This is a genomic window from Amycolatopsis vastitatis (assembly GCF_002234595.1).
Lineage (GTDB): Bacteria > Actinomycetota > Actinomycetes > Mycobacteriales > Pseudonocardiaceae > Amycolatopsis > Amycolatopsis vastitatis.
Map to the genome: position 1 here is coordinate 403,655 of NZ_NMUL01000012.1, position 18,688 is coordinate 422,342.

15 protein-coding genes are annotated in these 18,688 nt (G+C 68.9%); 4 read left to right on the forward strand and 11 right to left on the reverse strand.

Annotated elements, in window-relative coordinates; genetic code table 11:
* Window positions 1-75 precede the first annotated feature (75 nt).
* The 9 genes from CF165_RS50260 to CF165_RS16220 all read right to left on the reverse strand — a co-directional run bounded on the left by CF165_RS50260 (window position 76) and on the right by CF165_RS16220 (window position 11,449).
* A complete protein-coding gene (locus CF165_RS50260; RefSeq protein ID WP_143268603.1) occupies window positions 76-1,554 on the reverse strand; it encodes a DUF8370 family protein in 1,479 nt (492 codons plus the stop codon).
* Between the two features lie 817 nt (window positions 1,555-2,371).
* On the reverse strand, window positions 2,372-3,433 hold the full coding sequence (locus tag CF165_RS16185; RefSeq protein ID WP_093948322.1) for an alpha/beta hydrolase: 1,062 nt from the start codon (window positions 3,431-3,433) through the stop codon (window positions 2,372-2,374).
* A 113-nt stretch (window positions 3,434-3,546) separates the two neighbouring features.
* On the reverse strand, window positions 3,547-4,395 hold the full coding sequence (locus CF165_RS16190; protein ID WP_093948323.1) for an SDR family oxidoreductase: 849 nt from the start codon (window positions 4,393-4,395) through the stop codon (window positions 3,547-3,549).
* 28 nt (window positions 4,396-4,423) lie between these two features.
* Complete coding sequence (locus CF165_RS16195; RefSeq protein ID WP_093948324.1) at window positions 4,424-4,966, reverse strand: GNAT family N-acetyltransferase; 543 nt, start codon at window positions 4,964-4,966, stop codon at window positions 4,424-4,426.
* Between the two features lie 9 nt (window positions 4,967-4,975).
* The gene (gene map / locus CF165_RS16200) at window positions 4,976-5,743 is read right to left on the reverse strand and encodes a type I methionyl aminopeptidase (RefSeq protein ID WP_093948325.1); all 768 of its coding nucleotides are present in this window, start codon (window positions 5,741-5,743) and stop codon (window positions 4,976-4,978) included.
* 56 nt (window positions 5,744-5,799) lie between these two features.
* Window positions 5,800-6,954: an acyl-CoA dehydrogenase family protein gene (locus tag CF165_RS16205; protein WP_093948326.1), complete on the reverse strand. Its 1,155-nt coding sequence runs from the start codon at window positions 6,952-6,954 to the stop codon at window positions 5,800-5,802.
* Entirely contained in the window at window positions 6,951-8,936 is a 1,986-nt protein-coding gene (locus tag CF165_RS16210) for an acetyl/propionyl/methylcrotonyl-CoA carboxylase subunit alpha (RefSeq protein WP_093948327.1), read from the reverse strand. The genes CF165_RS16205 and CF165_RS16210 overlap by 4 nt, the downstream gene beginning before the upstream one ends.
* A 2-nt stretch (window positions 8,937-8,938) precedes the next feature.
* On the reverse strand, window positions 8,939-10,552 hold the full coding sequence (locus tag CF165_RS16215) for a carboxyl transferase domain-containing protein (RefSeq protein ID WP_093948328.1): 1,614 nt from the start codon (window positions 10,550-10,552) through the stop codon (window positions 8,939-8,941).
* 126 nt (window positions 10,553-10,678) lie between these two features.
* Window positions 10,679-11,449 carry an SGNH/GDSL hydrolase family protein gene (locus tag CF165_RS16220; RefSeq protein ID WP_093948329.1) on the reverse strand — a complete coding sequence of 257 codons (771 nt, stop codon included), beginning with the start codon at window positions 11,447-11,449 and terminating at the stop codon, window positions 10,679-10,681.
* Window positions 11,450-11,645: 196 nt separating this feature from the next.
* Between CF165_RS16220 and CF165_RS16225 the strand changes: the two genes are divergently transcribed.
* The gene (locus tag CF165_RS16225) at window positions 11,646-12,236 is read left to right on the forward strand and encodes an SACE_7040 family transcriptional regulator (protein WP_167441452.1); all 591 of its coding nucleotides are present in this window, start codon (window positions 11,646-11,648) and stop codon (window positions 12,234-12,236) included.
* Between the two features lie 46 nt (window positions 12,237-12,282).
* Window positions 12,283-12,783 carry a hypothetical protein gene (locus CF165_RS16230; protein ID WP_020641092.1) on the forward strand — a complete coding sequence of 167 codons (501 nt, stop codon included), beginning with the start codon at window positions 12,283-12,285 and terminating at the stop codon, window positions 12,781-12,783.
* Here the strand turns inward: CF165_RS16230 and metX are convergent.
* Together metX and CF165_RS16240 are read right to left on the reverse strand one after the other, a co-directional pair.
* Complete coding sequence (gene metX / locus CF165_RS16235; protein WP_093948330.1) at window positions 12,780-13,889, reverse strand: homoserine O-acetyltransferase MetX; 1,110 nt, start codon at window positions 13,887-13,889, stop codon at window positions 12,780-12,782. The genes CF165_RS16230 and metX overlap by 4 nt on opposite strands.
* On the reverse strand, window positions 13,886-15,199 hold the full coding sequence (locus CF165_RS16240) for a bifunctional o-acetylhomoserine/o-acetylserine sulfhydrylase (protein ID WP_093948331.1): 1,314 nt from the start codon (window positions 15,197-15,199) through the stop codon (window positions 13,886-13,888). The genes metX and CF165_RS16240 overlap by 4 nt, the downstream gene beginning before the upstream one ends.
* 169 nt (window positions 15,200-15,368) lie before the next feature.
* Here CF165_RS16240 and rdmE point away from each other — a divergent pair, with 169 nt between their 5' ends.
* On the forward strand, window positions 15,369-16,913 hold the full coding sequence (gene rdmE, locus CF165_RS16245) for an aklavinone 12-hydroxylase RdmE (protein WP_093948332.1): 1,545 nt from the start codon (window positions 15,369-15,371) through the stop codon (window positions 16,911-16,913).
* 57 nt (window positions 16,914-16,970) lie between these two features.
* Window positions 16,971-18,527, forward strand: a complete 1,557-nt coding sequence (locus CF165_RS16250; protein WP_093948333.1) for a PucR family transcriptional regulator — start codon at window positions 16,971-16,973, stop codon at window positions 18,525-18,527.
* The last annotated feature ends 161 nt before the right edge of the window (window positions 18,528-18,688 follow it).

Below are 18,688 nucleotides of genomic sequence, written 5' to 3' on the forward strand. Positions count from 1 at the left end.
ACATCTCGTCGCGAAGTCCCACGCCAGCCACCGAAAAAATTCCGCTTGGTCATCTCATCCACATCCCACTTCCTGCTATTCGTCGAATTCAGGATCCAAAACAGTCGCATCGATACCCTGATTCTCGTCCGTAATATTACTTGCCGACGCCCTCGGCCTCGCATCGACGATCGAGCTGTGAATATTGAACCCAGTGCTTCTTGCAAGAACAGAAGTAGCGCCAGCCAACTTTGCGCAGCGATCCCTCTGCGTCTTCGTATTGCCAAATCTTACCGCAAGGAACCAGCCATTCTGGCACTCCCCACTGTTCATGTAAGAAGTCAGTTGATGTTCGAGTCCCTCCCAGAATTTTCCATTAGAAACCTTTTTTATTTCCAGCACAAGTCTGACGTTCACATCTTTCGTGAGAATGAAGTCGGCAGGACCCTTTCCCAGCTCAACTTCTCGATCAATTACAATACCGTAGGCTTTACAGTATGACTGCACCACGCCTTTAAATAGCAGCTGAATTGCTAATTCACGCTTAGGGAAACCTGAGTCGTCGTTGTAAAGAAGTCGCCATAGACCCTGCTCTTCGACCACGTGAGTGAATTCCAATACCACTTTTTCAACGAAGGCAATTAGGTCCTCTTTGCTCTCGACAGAAGCCAGAGGGAGAGGGTACCGATCTGCAATATCACTTGTTCTGGCCTGCCAACTGTGCAGTCCGACCGGATCGCGGTCTATCGGATATGGATCTGCGGGTTTGCTTTCACTCTGAGACGACCATTGCCTCACGCGCTCAGTATTGGAGCGCGCCAAGCGAAGAATATCCTCCTTGTTTAGCTTTCCAGAAATATGGAGGTTGAGGTCATCTCGCAAGTCAGGCTCAACATACTCCCACCAATCGACGGCATTCAATGCAGGCAGTTCGCGAAGAAATCTACGCGGCACCAGTATAACGGCACGACCTGACACCGGATTTAAAGGCAACCGAAAGGTCCCTGTTAGCCATCGCTTACGCATGTCATCGAAGATCGAATGCTCGACCTTTAAGTCACTGCAGGGTATTCCCAAGTCTTCGCAAGTCTGTTGAGTATACTCGATGAGCCGAGGCTTTAGAATATTGCAGGTAATGTCTGATATCCTGTCCCGGCCAATCCTTCCGACGAGCAGCCCCAACTCCTCGAAGTGAACCAAATCCGCCAGACCCAATTCTATCGCATCGCTCATGGCCGTAACCATCAGGCGCGCGAAGCCTTTTCCCGTCCCTGCTCCATTTTGCCCTTCAGTAACGAAACCGAGACCGAACTCCCGAGGCTCGGGAAATTCCATCAGACGAAGCGTCTTGCCGTACTGAAGACTCGATTTATTCTTATGATGTCCCGATAGCATCTCGAAGGCCACCTGAAAGTAGGCGATAATCTCTCCATGAGCCGACCCCCATGGGCTTTCTTCCGGTTCTTTGAATATCTGAAATGGATCGACAAACAGCTGAGTATCGGCCTCCAGGATTGGATCGAACCAGTCGTACTGTTCCGGATTTTGGATTCCGAACCTCTCGGAGAAATACAACAGACCCCTCCTTCAAGCACGAACGCTGCTACTAAAGATTTTCTCAATTCGCACACAGCGCGACCTGTCGGACATGGTGGTCAGCAACCCAATCGAGCCAGTCACGGAATCGCTCCTTAGGCCATCAAGTACGCTGCTAATCGATCGAATACTGCCGAACTTGGCTCTATGGAATCAAGGGCACGCCGCCGGTGGCGGCGCGCCTGTCGCCTACGTAGCCCCTCGCCTGGGCGGCCGCATCCGCTTCCGACACGGCGGGCTGCCGCTCCGCTCCGCCCGCCGGCCGGGCGGTGCGGCCGCCAGCGGGTCACCTGGCGCAGCGCCGCACGGCGGCGGCACACGGTCCCCAGAGCCAACGTTGGCCTCCTCTTCGAGCGGCTGTGCCATACGGGTCGTTCGTAACTCGATCTCCGTTACGCACCGTCGTGGGAGACCTCCATCCCGACGCCTGATCGTGACAACGGCCGGTAGCACCGCGTCAAGACGGTGAAGCGTGTCTTGACCCGGCACCACCGGCCGCGTGCTGGCTTCGTATCGGGATGCAGGGGTAGGTGTGGCTGGTCCGCCAGGCCGTCAGAGGCCAGGGAGCAGCGACAGACAACGAGAACTAACGAGACGCATCAGCGCAGCTCAGAGGCTGTTTACGGCGAGAGGAGCGAGGCCAGCGAAATCCGGCTGAGAAATTCTGGACATCTTCGAGGGGACGCAGCAGATTCAGCAGCTCATCGTGGCCCGCCGGGTGCTCGGCAAGACTTCCGCCGAACTCAAGTGAGTCAGGAGGGGCACCCTCAATCCACGGGTGTGCCCCTCCTGATCTTCAGGAAGCCGCGATCCGGTCGTCGAGGAACTCGTCCAGGTAGCGCCAGGTCGTGCCGCGGGCTTTGCGGCCAGTGAGGACGCCCAGGTGACCGCCGGGCGCGGTCTTGAAGCGGACCTCCGGGGCCTTGTCCAGCAGCTCCACCACCCGCTCGACCGACGGCCGGGGCGCGATCGTGTCGTTTTCGCCCGCCACCACCAGCGTCGGCACCCGGACCGACGACAGCGAGATGATCCGGCCGTTCAGGTCCACCTTGCCCTCGGCCAGGTCGTTCGTGCGGAACAGCCGGTGGTACAGCTGGCCGAACGTCCGCCCCGGGTAGGCGTACATGTTGCTCATGAAGTGGTCGACCGCCTCGATCTGGGCCAGGTAGTCGCGGTCGTCGAGGTGGGACAGGATCGCCAGGGGTTTCGTGATTTCCTTGCTGATGCCCGTCGCACGGAAGACGCGGCTGACCAAATAGGACGGTGCGCCGCCGAACACGCGGTAGATCGGGGTCAGCAGGTGGCCGCGCGTCAGGTCGACCAGCGGGCGGAACGGCGCCACGATCGGGATCGCCGTGAAGTCCACCGGTGAGCCGATCGCGGTGATCGACGCGATCGGCAGGTCCGGCCGGTCGGCGTTCACCAGCAGCGAGAAGATCCCGCCCAGCGACCACGACACCAGGTGCACGTCCTGCCCGCCGGCGTCGAGGCTCACCTTGCGGATCGCCCGCGGCAGCACCTCGTCGATCCAGTGCTCGATGCCCAGGCGCCGGTCGGAGAAGGCGACCATGCCGTAGTCGACGAGGTAGGTGTTGCGGCCGCCCTCGACCAGGTGCTCGATGAAGCTGCAGCCGCGGCGCAGGTCGAAGCAGATCGCCGGCGCGGCGAGCGGCGGCACCAGCAGGATCGGCGGCCCGGACACCGGGCGGCTGCTGTGCGTCATCCGGTACAGCGACCGGTTCGGGCCCTGGTCGATCAGCACCCGCGGCATCGGGCGCAGGTCGGCGACGCCGCCGTGCAGCACCTTGCCGACCACGTTCGACGCCGCGGCGGCCAGCCGTGCGGGTGGTGAAGCCATTTTCTCGTGCCTCCCAAAAGCGGATTCGGAGGCAATCTTGCCGGGCGAAGCGGGCGGACTCAACATCACCACCCCCGCAAGCACCCGGCAAGCACGTCCAATTCGGACAGTCGCTAGTCCGTCCGAGTTACCCCCGGCCCGCTCTCCGCGGCCCGCGCTTCGTACGCCGCGCGGGCCGGGGAATGGGCTGCCGAAGCCAAAAGCCGGTCCGCCTTCAACGCCCGCGCGAACGCTTCGCCCGCCCGGCGCGGGAGCAGCCGGGTGAGCTTGCCCATAGTGCCCAGCGACCGGGGCACGAAAACGTCGAAACGAGGCTTGCGCAGCGTGGATACGATGGCGTCGGCCACATCTTCCGGCCGCACCGACTTGAACATCTTCGCTTCGCCGAGGCCGCTCGCGAGCTCCGTCCGCACGATGCCCGGCATCACGCACGAGACGTGGACGCCGCTGCCGTGCAGCTCCAGGTGCACCGCTTCGGAGAACCCGACGACGGCGTGCTTGGTGGCGCAGTAGGTCGCCGCGCCGGGGAAGCCGGCCTTGCCCGCGAACGACGCGACGTTGACGATGTGCCCGCCGGCCCGCGGCCGCATCCGCTTCACCGCCTCGCGGGTGCCGTGGATGACGGCGTGGAGGTTGATCTCCAGCTGACGCCGGGTCGTCGCGTCGCTCTCCTCCTCGATGGCGGCGAGCGGCATGATGCCGGCGTTGTTGATCAGCACGTCGATCCGGCCGTGACGCCGCTCGACCTCGTCCAGGAACGCGGTGAACCCGCGGATGTCGGTGACGTCCAGCGGCAGCGCTTCGGCCCCCAGCTCCCCAGCCGTCTTCTCGGCCCGGACCTGGTCGAGATCGCCGATCACCACGCGCGCGCCCAGCCGGGACAGCGCGGACGCGGTCACCGCGCCGATCCCCTGCCCACCGCCGGTGATGACGACGACCTTGCCCGCGAGCTCCTCGGCCATGGCGACTCCTTCGTCTGTTGGCAACGCGTCAACAGTGTCGCCCGCGCCGCCGGATCCCGCTACCCAGGCGCCTCTCCAGCACCTGCCCGACCCAGTCGTCGACAGTGAACCGGACCGTCGGCGAGAACCCCTGGCTCTCGTAGTACCGCTGCAGGTCGCCATCGCCGCCGGCCCAGCAGTCGACGCGCACCAGGTCGATGCCCCGCCGTCCCGCCTCGTCGAGCGCGTACTCGAGGAGCCGCCCGCCGACGCGCTGCCCGGTGAACCGCCGCGACGTGATCAGCAGCCGGATGTACAGTTCACGCTCGTTAACCGGCGGCACGTGCGGGTCGTGCTCCTCCGAGACGATCAACGCGCCGGCGGGTTCCCCGTCGACCACCGCGATGCGCAGACCCGGGTCCGCCACCATGCCCTTCACCCGCTCGACGCGCTTCGGGACCGCACTCCACGGCTCGGTCCCCCACTGCTTCGAGCTGCCGCGGGCGACCAGCCATTCCACGGCTTCATCGAAGAAGCACAGCAGCGTGTCAGCGTCCCCGGAATCACCCGATCGTATGACGAAGTGGCTCATGAACCCTGTTTACCGCACGGTGAGCACCCGCGGGCCGTCTTCAGTGATCGCGATGGTGTGCTCGACGTGCGCCGCCCGGCTGCCGTCCGCGGTGAGGATCGACCAGCCGTCGTCGGCGTACCGGTAGGCGTCGGTCCCGCCCGCGACGAGCATGGGCTCGATAGCCAGCGCGAGCCCGGGCTTCAGGCGCATCCCCCGGCCCGCACGGCCCTCGTTCGGCAGGTGCGGGTCCTCGTGCATCAGGCGGCCGATCCCGTGCCCGCCGTGGTCCTCGACCATGCCGAAGCCCGACGCGCGGCCGGCGACGCCGATCGCGTAGGAGATGTCGCCGAGCTTCGCGCCCGGCTGGGCGGCGGCGATCCCCGCGGCCAGCGCGCGCTCGGTCGCCTCGATCAGCGCGAGGTCGGCCGGGTCGGCGTCGCCGACGACGAAGCTGATCGCGGCGTCACCGTTCCAGCCGTCGACGATCGCCCCGCAGTCGATGCTGACCAGGTCGCCGCCCTGGATGCGGTACGCCGTCGGGATCCCGTGCACGACGACATCGTTGACGCTGGTGCAGAGCACGTTGGGGTAGGGCGTCGGCGCGGACCGCGGCTGGTAGTGCAGGAAGGACGGTTTCGCCCCGGCGTCGCTGATGAACTGCGCGGCGACTTCGTCCAGTTCACGCAGGGAGACGCCGACCGCGGCGGCTTCCTTGACCGTCTGCAGCGTCTTCGCCACCACTCGCCCGGCTTCGCGCATGACCGCCAGCTCGGACTCCGTCTTGATCTCAACCATGCCGATAACTATACCGGTATAAGTATTGGTGTCGAGACCGGTGCCCGGCTCGGGCGTCAGGCGACGCCGAGGTGCCGCGAGATCAGCATCTTCTGGACCTCGCTGGTGCCCTCGCCGATCTCCAGGATCTTCGCGTCGCGGTAGAAGCGGCTCACCGGGAACTCGTTCATGAAGCCGTAGCCGCCGAAGATCTGGGTTGCGTCGCGGGCATTGTCCATCGCCGCGTTCGAGGCCACCAGCTTCGCGATCGACGCCTCCTTCTTGAACGGCTCGCCGCGCAGCATCTTCGACGCCGCCTGGTAGTACGCCAGGCGCGCCGTGTGCGTGCGGACCTCCATGTCGGCGATCTTGAACTGGATCGCCTGGTACTCGCCGATCCGCTTGCCGAACGCGACGCGGTCCTTCACGTACTTGAGGCACTCGTCGACGCAGCCCTGGGCCAGGCCCACCGACAGTGCCGCGATCGCGACCCGGCCTTCGTCCAGGATGGACAGGAACTGCGCGTACCCGCGGCCACGGACGCCCACCAGGTTCTCGAGCGGCACGCGGACGTCCGAAAAGGACAGCTCGTGTGTGTCCGAGCAGTTCCAGCCGACCTTCGAGTACTTCGGCGCCACCTGGAACCCCGGTGTGCCCGAAGGCACGATGATCGCCGAGATCTCCTTGCGGCCGTTCTCCATCACGTCCGTCACCGCCGTCACCGTGACGAGCCGGGTGATGTCGGTGCCCGAGTTCGTGATGAACGCCTTGCTGCCGTTGATGACCCACTCGTCACCGTCCTGGGTGGCACGCGTGCGCGTCGCCCCGGCGTCCGAGCCACCGCCCGGCTCGGTCAGGCCGAAGCCGCCGAGGGCCGTGCCTTCGCACAGGGCGGGCAGCCACTTCTCCTTCTGCTCCTGCGTTCCGAAGCGGAAGATCGGCATCGCGCCCAGCGAAACCCCGGCCTCCAGGGTGATCGCGACCGACGAGTCGACGCGCGCCAGCTCCTCCAGCGCCAGGCACAGCGCGAAGTAGTCGCCGCCCATGCCGCCGAACTCCTCGGGGAACGGCAGGCCGAACAGGCCCATCTCGCCCATCTTCGCGACGATGGCGTACGGGAACTCCTCCTTCTCGTACAGCTCGCCGATCACGGGCGCGACTTCGGCGTGCGCGAAGTCCTCGACGGTCTTGCGGAGGGACTCGTACTCCTCGTCCAGGCGGAAGTCGATCACTGCTGCTCCTCTTGGGGCGTGACTACGGCAAGGGTTTCGTCCAGCGCGACCTGTTGGCCGGCCCGGACGGGGAGTTCGCCGACCACGCCGTCGATCGGCGCCGTGACCGTGTGCTCCATCTTCATCGCTTCGACGACCAGCAACGGCGTTCCGGCCTTCACGACGTCACCCGTGGCGACCTTCACGACGAGCACCGTGCCCGGCATCGGGCTGGTGACCGGGCCGGCCCCGGCGGTCTCACCCCGCGCCGAGAGCACGAACTCCTGCTCCCCGAAGGGAAAGCTGAAACCGTCGCGCGCCAGCCAGACCGTCCGATCGGGACCGCAGGCCTGCCGGTAGCGGTGGAACCCTCCGGCGTGCCGGATCTCCAGGACGTCGCCGTCGCGCCGGGCCGAGACCTGGACCGGCGAAGCGTCGTCGACGAACACCGTCGCCGAAGACGGCGTCCCCTGAACCCGGACCACCGCGCGGGCGGCGCCGGACTTCAGCCGGAACGTCACCCCGCCGGAGCCACCCATCCGCCAGCCGTCCGGCACGTCCCACGGGTCCACCACGGGCCCGGACGGCTGCAGCTCCAGGAACCGGTCCAGGGCGGCCGCGACGAAGAACTCCGCGGGCACGTCCGGCGAGACCAAAGTGGACAGACTGCGGTCGACCAGCTCGGTGTCGAGACGGCCGGCGCGGACGTCGGCGTCCGCCAGCAGCCCGCGCAGGAACGCGGTGTTCGTGCCGATACCCAGCAACGCCGTGTCGGCCAGGGCCAGGTCGAGCCGGTGCAGGGCCGCCGCGCGGTCCGGGCCCCACGCGATGACCTTGGCCAGCATCGGGTCGTAGTTCGAGCCGACCACCGCGCCGGGCGTCATCCAGGAGTCGACGCGGACCCCGTCGCCGGACGGCTCGTGCACCGCCAGCACCGTGCCGCCGGTCGGGATGAAGCCTCGCGCCGGGTCTTCGGCGTACACGCGGGCCTCGACGGCGTGACCGTTCAGGGTGACGTCCTGCTGCGTGAGGGAAAGCTCTTCGCCCGCCGCCACCCTGACCTGCCATTCGACCAGGTCGAGGCCGGTGACCAGCTCGGTGACGGGGTGCTCGACCTGCAGCCGGGTGTTCATCTCCATGAAGAAGAACTCGTCCGGGCTCTTCGCCGACATGATGAACTCGACGGTGCCCGCGCCGACGTACCCGACCGAACGCGCGGCCTCGACCGCCGCCGAGCCCATCTTCTCGCGGGTGGCCTCGTCGAGCAGCACCGACGGCGCTTCCTCGATGATCTTCTGGTGCCGCCGCTGGAGACTGCATTCGCGCTCGCCGAGGTGGATCACGTTGCCGTGCGTGTCGGCCAGCACCTGGATCTCGATGTGCCGCGGTGTCGTGACGAACCGCTCCATGAGCAGCGTGTCGTCGCCGAAGGAACCCTTGGCCTCGCGCCGCGCCGATTCGATGGCGGCGTCCAGCTCGTCAGGAGCGTGCACCAGCCGCATGCCCTTGCCACCACCGCCGGCGGACGGCTTGAGCAGCAGCGGGTATCCCACCTTCGCGGCGGCTTCCGCGAAACCGCCTTCGGGAATGTCCACATCGGACGCGCCGGGCACGACCGGGACCCCGGCCTTCGACACCGTCGCCTTCGCGCGGATCTTGTCGCCCATGGCGTCGATCGCCGCGACCGGCGGGCCGATGAACACGAGCCCGGCGGCCTCGCAAGCACGCGCGAACTCGGCGTTCTCCGCCAGGAAGCCGTAACCCGGGTGCACGGCCTGCGCACCCGAAGACACGGCGGCGTCCACGATGGCCGGAATCGAGAGATAGCTGCGAGCGGCTTCCGCCGGGCCGATGCGCACCGCCGTGTGCGCCTCGCGGACGTGCCGGGCGTCGGCGTCCGCGTCGCTGTACACCGCGACCGCGCGGATGCCGAGGGCCCGCAGGGTGCGGATGACCCGGACCGCGATCTCGCCCCGGTTCGCTACCAGCACTGAGTCGAACATCATCACATCCGGAAGACGCCGTAGTTGACTTCACCGAGAGGAGCGTTGGCCGCGGCCGAAAGGGCCAGGCCGAGCACGGTGCGGGTGTCCGCGGGGTCGATCACGCCGTCGTCCCACAGCCGCGCGGTCGAGTAGTACGGGCTGCCCTGCGCCTCGTACTGCTCGCGGATCGGGTCCTTGAACGCCTCTTCGTCCTCCGAGGACCACTCGCCGCCGCGCGCTTCGATGGCGTCACGGCGGACCGTCGACAGCACCGACGCCGCCTGCTCGCCGCCCATCACCGAGATCCGCGCGTTCGGCCACATCCACAGGAAGCGCGGCGAATACGCCCGCCCGCACATCGAGTAGTTCCCGGCGCCGAACGAGCCGCCGATAACGACCGTTAACTTCGGCACCCGCGCGCAGGCCACCGCGGTGACCATCTTCGCGCCGTGCTTCGCGATGCCGCCGGCCTCGTACGCGCGCCCGACCATGAACCCGGTGATGTTCTGCAGGAACAGCAGCGGGATCGAGCGCTTGTCGCACAGTTCGATGAAGTGCGCGCCCTTCATCGCCGACTCGGCGAAGAGCACGCCGTTGTTCGCGATGATGCCGACCGGGTGGCCGTGGATCCTGGCGAACCCGGTGACCAGCGTGGCGCCGTACTCCTTCTTGAACTCGCCGAACCGGCTGCCGTCGACGATCCGGGCGATCACCTCGCGGACGTCGTAGGGCACGCGCGGGTCGGTCGGCACGACGCCGTACAGCTCGGCCGGGTCGACCGCCGGCGCTTCGGTCGGCACGACGTCCCACGGCCGCGGCGTACGCGGCCCGAGCGTCGAGACGATCGACCGGACGATCCGCAGCGCGTGCGCGTCGTCGTCGGCCAGGTGGTCGGTGACGCCGGACTGCCGCGCGTGGACGTCGCCGCCGCCGAGCTCCTCCGCCGTCACGACCTCGCCGGTCGCGGCCTTCACCAGGGGCGGGCCCCCGAGGAAGATCGTGCCCTGGTTCCGGACGATCACGGCCTCGTCGCTCATCGCCGGGACGTACGCGCCGCCCGCCGTGCACGAACCGAGCACCGCGGCGACCTGCGGGATGCCGCGGGCGGACATCGTCGCCTGGTTGTAGAAGATCCGGCCGAAGTGTTCACGATCCGGGAAGACCTCGTCCTGCCTGGGCAGGAACGCGCCGCCGGAGTCCACCAGGTAGACGCACGGCAGGTTGTTGTGCAGCGCGACCTCCTGGGCGCGCAGGTGCTTCTTCACCGTCATCGGGTAGTACGTACCGCCCTTGACGGTGGCGTCGTTGGCGACAACCACGCACTCGCGGCCGGAGACCCGCCCGACCCCGGTGATGATCCCGGCGGAGGGGGCCTCGTCGTCATAGAGCCCGTTCGCGGCCAGCGGCGAGAGCTCCAGGAACGGCGAACCCGGGTCCAGCAGCGTGTCGACGCGGTCGCGCGGGAGGAGCTTGCCGCGTTCGACGTGCCGGGTGCGCGCCTTCTCCGGCCCGCCGAGCCGGGCGCTCGCCAAACGTTTGCGGAGGTCCTCGACCAGCTCCGCGTGGGATGTGGCGTTGCGGGCGTAGGCCTCGCTGTCCGGGGCAGCCGAAGTCCCCAGTGCCGGCGTGTCCATGGGCTCCCTCGACGTTAGCGGTCGTTAACCTCCACCTCGATGTTAGCGACCGCTAACGTGGGTGTCCAGTCGCCGGAACGCGGGAAGGCCACCCCGGCGGACCGGGGTGGCCTTCCGAGGTGCGGCTCAGCCGATGGCCGCCCGCAGCGGGGCGTAGTAGCCGCCCGACTGCCCGGCCGCGGTCGGGTGATAGGACTCGATCACCGGCCAAGTCAGGCTGTGCAGGTAGTCGTCGGCCGACGAGCAGATGTTGTGGCCGGCGAACGACGGCCGGACGTCGACGAACGTCGCCCCGGCCGCCGCGGCGCGCTGCTGGACGACCGACGCGAGCGTGTCGGCACCCGAGTTGATCGCGGTGCGCTTGGTGTTGCTCAACCCGACCCAGCAGGACCCCGGCACGGTGTAGAAGCGCGGGTAGGACAGGACGACGAGCCGGGCACCCGGCGCCTTGGCCTTGATCGCGTTGTAGGTGTTGGTCAGCAACGGCGGCAGCGTGTTGTTGACGTACGCCTTCGCCGTGTTGACGCGGTTGACGCAGTCGGAGTCGCTCCCGAGGGTGCAGGACGTCATCACGTCGGCGAAGCCCGCGTCGTTCCCGCCGACGGTCACCGTGACGAGCGTGGCCGACGAAGGGATCGAGTTCGCCTGGTTGATCACATTCCCGGTCTTCGCCCCCGAGCAGGCGAGGAAGGTGAACGACGTGCCGCTGTGGGCGTTGGCCCAGAGCTGCGGATAGGCCTTCGAGCTGCGGTAGCAGCTCCCGGAACTGCCGTAGCTGCCGGCTCCGACTCCCGAGGAGTAGGAGTCGCCGACCGCGGCGTAGACGGTCCCGGCGGCCTGGGCGAGGCCCGTTACGCCGAGAGAAGCAACAACAACGGCCCCCAGGGCCGTACTCAACCGTAGAAGGGATCGCCTGTAATTACGGGTGGGAACAGCCATGGGTCACTCCTTTGTGACAGGGCCGACCCAAATAGAACAGCAGGTGGAAGCCCCACAAGGAAGAGGCGGTTACCAGTAAGTAACCCACTCGGCTCACACCGGAAGGCGGGAAGGCGTGTTAGCGCTCGCTAACACGCCGCTCTAATATGGCGGGATGCCGGCCAACCCCACGCCGCTCGTGAACGGCGAGAAGGCGAACAGGCGCGAACAAATCCTGTCCGCGGCCGCCGAACTGTTCGCCCACCACGGCTTCCACGGCGTCGGCATCGACGACATCGGCGCCGCGGTCGGCATCTCCGGCCCGGCGCTCTACCGGCACTTCCGCAGCAAGGACGCGATCCTCGGCGAGATGCTGAACTCGATCAGCCGCTACCTGCTCGACGGCGGCACGACGTGGGCGAGCCGGCCCGGTGACGCGGACAACAGGCTGGCCGGGCTCGTGGCGTTCCACGTCGGCTTCGCCCTCAACCATCCATCGCTGATCACCGTCCAGGAGCGCAACCTCGCGAACCTCACCGACGCCGACCGCAAGCAGGTGCGCGCGCTGCAGCGCCAGTACGTCGAGGTGTGGGTGCGCGTGATCCGCGAAGCGGTCCCTGGCCTGGGAGAACTGGAGGCCCGGTCGGCGGCACACGCGGTGTTCGGACTGATCAACTCGACGCCGTACAACCGCCATCTCGGTGACGGTGAACTCGCCGAACTGCTCTCGCGGCTCGCGCTGGGTGCCCTCCGCGCGGCCGGATGACCGACCCGGATCAAGGTATCCCCACGAGTGGCGTCGCTGGTGTTTGATGGGGCACGTGGATGCGGACTGGAACGAGCAGGAGCTCGTCGAGAAGGCTCAGCGCGCGTTGACCGCGCTGAGCCTCGGTGACGACGCCGAAGCCCTCGTCGAGGTCGCGCCGACGGCCGTCGAACCGCAGGCCCGCGCGGACGAGACGAAGGCGTTGATGCTGCTGCTCTTCGGCGAGTGCAGTGCGATGGTCTCCACCCTCGGCGACGGGGGCAGCGCGCCGGTGAAGGTCCAGGTGTTCGACGAGGACGGCGAAGAGGTCTCGATCGACCAGGCCGACCCGCCGGTCCGGACCGCGGTCCGGACGCTGCTCGCGGAGGTGCACGGCAACACCGAAGCCGCGCAGGAGCAGGTCGAGATCGCGCTGGCCAACGCGGCGCCGGAGGAGGTCGACAGCCTGGTGCTGCAAGCACTGCGCTGGACGATCCGGCTGTCGGTGGAGTGCCTGGACCGCGACCTGCCGGTGGCACCCTGGATCTCGGAAGCCGTCTCGGACTAGCCCAGCAAGGCCTTGACCAGGGCCGCGATCGGCCCGGTTTCGATGAGGAACGAATCGTGGCCGTACGGCGACGACACCACCGACGCCTCGGGCGCGCCCGGGATCCCGGCCGCGAGTTCCGCCGACTGGTACAGCGGGTAGAGCCGGTCGCTGTCGACGCCGCCGATCACCGCCCGCGCCGTCACCCGGCCCAGCGCGGCCGCCACGCCGCCGCGGCCGCGGCCGACGTCGTGGGTGTTCATCGACTCCGTCAGCACCAGGTAGCTGTTCGCGTCGAACCGGCGCGCCAGCTTGCCGGCGTGGTGGTCCAGGTAGGACTCGACGGCGAACCGCCCGCCCCGCAAGGGGTCTTCGCCGTCCTGGGCCGCCCGGCCGAACCGCCGGGCCAGCTCCGGCTCGCTGCGGTAGGTGACGTGCGCGATCCGCCGCGCGATGCCCAGGCCGAGGTGCGGCCCGGACGCCGCGGAGTAGTAGTCACCGCCGTGAAAGGACGGATCGCTGCGGATCGCGTGCAGCTGCGGCGCCGCCCACGCGATCTGCTCGGCCGACGCCCGCGCGGTCGACGCCAGCACCAGCACCGAAGCCACCCGTGCGGGCAGCGAAATCGCCCATTCGAGGGCACGCATCCCGCCCATCGACCCGCCGACGATCGCCGCCCACCGGTCGATGCCCAGTGCGTCCGCCAGCACCGCTTCGGCCGCGACCTGGTCCCGCACCGTCACCACCGGGAACCGGCTGCCCCAGGGCCGTCCGGCCGGGTCCGGCGACGACGGCCCGGTCGACCCCTGGCAGCCGCCCAGCACGTTCGGGACCACGACGAACCAGCTGCTCGTGTCCAGGGCCTTCCCCGGCCCGATCAGCCCGTCCCACCAGCCCGCGCTGGGGTGCCCCGGCTCGGCGGGCCCGGCGGCGTGGCTGTCGCCGGTCAGCGCGTGCTCGACGAGGACCGCGTTGGACGCGTCGGAGTTCAGCGTCCCCCAGGTTTCGTACGCGAGCGAAAAGGACGGCAGCACACCACCGGCCTCCAGCGCGAGCGCGCCGGGGCCGGTGACGAACTTCCGGCGGCCCGGCGGATCGCCGGCCCGCCAGGCGCCGCTGACGCTCACAGTGCGGCCTTGGCCGCCCGGAATCCGGCTTCGAGATCGGCCTTGAGGTCTTCGATGCCTTCCAGCCCGACGGCCAGCCGGACCAGCCCAGGCGTGACGCCGCTGGAGAGCTGCTCGGCCGGCGTCAGCTGGCTGTGGGTGGTCGAGGCCGGGTGCACGATCAGGCTGCGGACGTCGCCGATGTTCACCAGCTGGCTGTGCAGCTCGGTGCCGTCGACGAACTTGCGGCCTGCCGCAATGGCACTGTCGCCGCCGCGCAAATCGAACGACAGGACCGCGCCCGCGCCGCGCGGGAGGTACTTCCGCGCGTTGGCGTAGTGCGGGCTCGACGGCAGACCGGCGTAGTACACCTTCTCGACCTCGTCGCGCTGTTCGAGCCACTCGGCCAGCGCCTGCGCGTTCGCCACGTGCCGTTCGAGGCGCAGCGACAGCGTCTCGATGCCTTGCAGGATCAGGAAACTGTTCAGCGGCGCGATCGCCGCGCCGGTGTCGCGCAGGATCTGGACGCGTGCTTTGGCCGCGTACGCGCCCGGGCCGAGCGCTTCCCAGTACTTCAGGCCGTGGTAGCTCGGGTCGGGCTCGGTGAAGCCCGGGAACTTCGCCGGGTCCTTGCCGAAGTCGAACGTGCCGCCGTCGACCAGCACGCCGGCCACCGTGGTCCCGTGCCCGCCGAGGTACTTCGTCGCGGAGTGCACGACGACGTCGGCGCCGTGCTCGATCGGGCGCAGCAGGTACGGCGTCGGCACGGTGTTGTCGACGACGAGCGGGACACCCGCTTCGTGCGCGACGTCGGCGACGCCCCGGATGTCGAGGACGTTGCTACCCGGGTTGGCCAGCGTCTCCGCGAAGAACAGCTTCGTGTTCGGCCGGACGGCGGCGCGCCACTGCTCCAGGTCGTCCTGGTCCTCGATGAACGTGACCTCGACGCCGAGTTTCGGCAGCGTGTAGTGGAAGAGGTTGTAGGTGCCGCCGTAGAGCGACGGGCTCGAGACGAAGTGGTCGCCCGCGCCCGCGAGGTTCAGGATCGCCGCCGTCGTCGCGGCCGAGCCGGATGCGAACGCCAGCGCCGCGACGCCGCCCTCGAGCGCCGCGAGCCGCTGTTCCAGCACGTCCTGGGTCGGGTTCATGATCCGCGTGTAGATGTTGCCGGGCTCGGCGAGGCTGAACAGGTCCGCACCGTGCTGGCTGTCGCGGAAGACGTACGACGTCGTCTGGTAGATCGGGGTGGCCCGCGCGCCCGTGGCCGGGTCCGGCGCGGCGCCCGCGTGGATCTGCTTGGTCTCGAAGGACCACGCCGAAGTCTCGGTCATCGGTTTCTCCTTGCGGCTCAAGGGGTTCTGGAGGGCTGCCAGGCCGAAACTACTGCGGCCGAACGGAGCACCCAACTGCTCCCACGTCCTGAGAGCAAGCCTATTGCCGAAGAGATCGCTCTGTGATTAAGATACTTTTTCGATGAGATTCACAGACGGGGAGGAAGTCATGACGGAGCGAGTGCAGGTCCTGGTCGTGGGGGCCGGGCTGGGCGGGCTGACCGCGTCGCTGTTCCTGGCACGGGAAGGGGTGGACGTGCTGACCGTGGAACGGCATCCCGGGACGTCGATCCACCCCCGCGCCGCCGGGCAGGGCTGGCGCACGATGGAGCTGTTCCGCTGGGCGGGCATCGACCGCGATGTCCTGGCCGCGAGCCCGCGAGCGGGACTGCGGATCACGGTCGCGACCAGCCTCGCCGGCCACGTCCTGCACCGGATCGTCGAAGACGGCGGCGAGTTCGACGTCTCGGCCTCGACCACCCTGCCCGCCGGCACGGCGGGACAGGACGTCGTCGAACCGATCCTGCTGGCCCACGCCGAGAAAGCCGGCGCACGGGTGCGGTTCCGGACCGAACTCGCCGAGCTGACGCAGGACGGCGACGGCGTGACCGCGACGTTGCGGCACCGGGATTCGGGCGAGGAGACGGTGGTGCGCGCCGACTACGTCGTCGCGGCCGACGGCGGCCGCAGCGGCATCCGGCGGCGGCTGGGCATCGGGACCACCGGGCCGGACGCGCTGAGCCACTGCCTCGGCGTGGTGTTCGACGCCGACCTCGGCGACCGCGTCCAGCCCGGGGTGGCCGACCTGTTCTACCTGCGGCACCCGGACTTCACGGCCGCGCTGGTGAACACCGACGTGCCGAACCGGTACGTCTTCGCGCCGGACTACCACCCGGACCGGGGCGAAAGCCCGGCGGACTTCCCGCACGACCGGCTGGTCGCGCTGATCCGCGCCGCCACCGACCTGCCCGGCCTCGAACCCGAGATCGTCTGGACCGGCTCGTGGGAGATCGCCGCGCGGCTCGCCGACCGGTTCTCCGCCGACCGGGTCTTCCTGGTCGGCGACGCGGCGAAGGTGACCCCGCCGACCGGCGGGATGGGCGGCAACACCGCGATCGGCGACGGCGCGGACATCGCGTGGAAGCTCGCCGCGGTCCTGCGCGGCGAAGCGGGCCCGGCGCTGCTGGACACCTACGAAGCCGAGCGGAAGCCGATCGCGCGGATGGTCATCGACACTTCACTGCACAACATGAAGGAGCGCATGCACCCCGATCTCGACGTCTCCGGGTGCACGAAAGCCGAGGACCCGCTGGGAATCCAGCTCGGGTTCCGCTACCGCTCGACGGCGGTGCTCCCGGAAGGGCCGGACGACGGCGAGCGCGTCGAAGACGTCCACGCGCCGACCGGGCGGCCCGGTTTCCGGGCGCCGGTCCTGGAGTCCACTTTGGACCTTCTCGGGCAGTCGTGGGTGCTGCTGTGCGCGGCCGACGGCACGCGGTGGCGTCCGGCCGCGGCGGACATCGCGGCGGAACTGGGCGTCCGCCTCGACTGCCAGGTGGTCGACGGCGACACGTTCGCGTCCCGGTACGGCCTTGCGGCGGGCGGAGCTTCGCTGGTGCGCCCGGACGGCATCGTCGCGTGGCGTTCCCGGCAGCCGGCCGGGGACCCGGCGGGCGAGCTGCGCGAGGTCCTGACGGCGGTCCTTTCGCGTTAGCCACGCCGCGGGCGAGCCGCCCGGGCGCGGATCGGGGTTCTCGGCGAGAATGATCCCGTGGTCTCGGTGCGCAGCGTGGTCGACCGGGTGGGGCCGACGCTGCTCCACGCGCTCCAGGTGCCCGACGACTCGCCCGCGGTCGCCGACGTCGTGATCGCCGAGCCCGGCGGCGCGGTCACCCTCTCGGCGGGCGACCTCGTGCTCGGCGTCGCCACGGTCGGCCCCGAAGACGCCGCCGAGCTGGTGAAACAGAGCGCCGCGCAGGGCGCCGCCGCCGTGCTCTTCAAGCCGCCGACGGCCGCGAAACCCGCCGTGAAACGGGCCGCGAAGGCCGGCGGGATCGCGCTCATCCAGGTGCACGCGGCGACGTCGTGGGCCCAGCTCGTCTGGCTGCTGCGGACCGTCCTCGACGCCCTCGCCGACGAGTCCGAGGACCTCGACCCCGGCTCCGGCGACCTGTTCCGGCTGGCCGACGCCGTCGCGAGCGTCGTCGACGCGCCGGTGACCATCGAGGACACCAACTCGCGCGTGCTCGCCTACTCCGCGCGCCAGGACCTGACCGACCCGGCCCGCGTGGCCACGATCATGGGCCGCCGCATCCCGGACGACGTCCTCGCGCGGTTCCGGTCGCGCGGGGTGTTCCGCGAGCTGTCCCGCGGCCGCCAGACGATCTTCGTCCCGGCCCAGCGCGACGGCACGCTGCCGCGGCTGATCGTGCCGATCCGGATGGGCGGCGAGCTGCTCGGCTCGATGTGGGCGGTGGTCGCCGGGCCGGTGTCCGACGAGCGCGCGGCCGCGTTCGCCGACGCCGCCCCGGTCGTCGCGCTGCACCTGCTGCGGCGCCGCGCGCACACCGACGCGCAGCGCCGCGCGTCGGCCGAGCTGCTGCGCGCGATGCTCGAAGGGCGGGCGAACCCGCGCAAGGCGATGGCCGAGCTGGACCTGGCCGACGAGCCGCACCGGGTGGTCGTCATCGAGGTCACCGGCGGCGACGGCCGCGACGCGGAGGGCCTGCGGCTCGCCCTGCTCGAACGGATCTCCCAGGGCATCGGCACCCGTCCGGTGGCGACCGAGCTGGGCGGCCTGCTCTACGCCGTGGTCCCGGACCGGCCAGGCCCCGGCGGCTGGGCGGAACTGCGCCAGGCTCTCGTCGCGACGGGACCGTCTCGTCGCACTGGTGCTCCGCGCGCGGCGGCGGGCGCCCCCGGCGAGATCGGCGACCTCTCGGCGTCACGCGCCCAGGCCGACGAAGCCCTCGGCCTGCTGCGCGCCGAGCTCACCGGCGAGCGCGTGATCGCCTTCGACGAAGCCTGGACGGCGTTGACGCTGCACCGCGGCGCGACGGCGGCGGCCGCGGCGAAGGTCGCCGACCTCGGCCCGCTGGGCGCCCTGCGCGCCCACGACGAGGCGAGCAAGGCCGGCTACGTCGAGACGCTCTACGAGTGGCTGCGGCACCCCGGCGACCCGCGGGCGGCCGCGCGGGAGCTGCGGATCCACCCGAACACCCTGCGGTACCGGATGCGGAAGCTGCTGGAGCTGGTGCCGCTGGACCTCGACGATCCCGACGTCCGGCTGGCGCTGCTGACCCAGCTCGTGGCCCTGCGCTGGAGCTGATGGGCCATTCGGCCTAGCGCTGGACTTATGCGTTACTCCGCATGGATCGCGCCGATCGTACGGATTGTCTTTTCCAGCCGAAAGATGGTGGATTCGCCAAGATCCGTGCCGCATTTTCTCTTCACCACCCGGGGTAGCCGGGTCGTGCAAGAGGAGTTCCT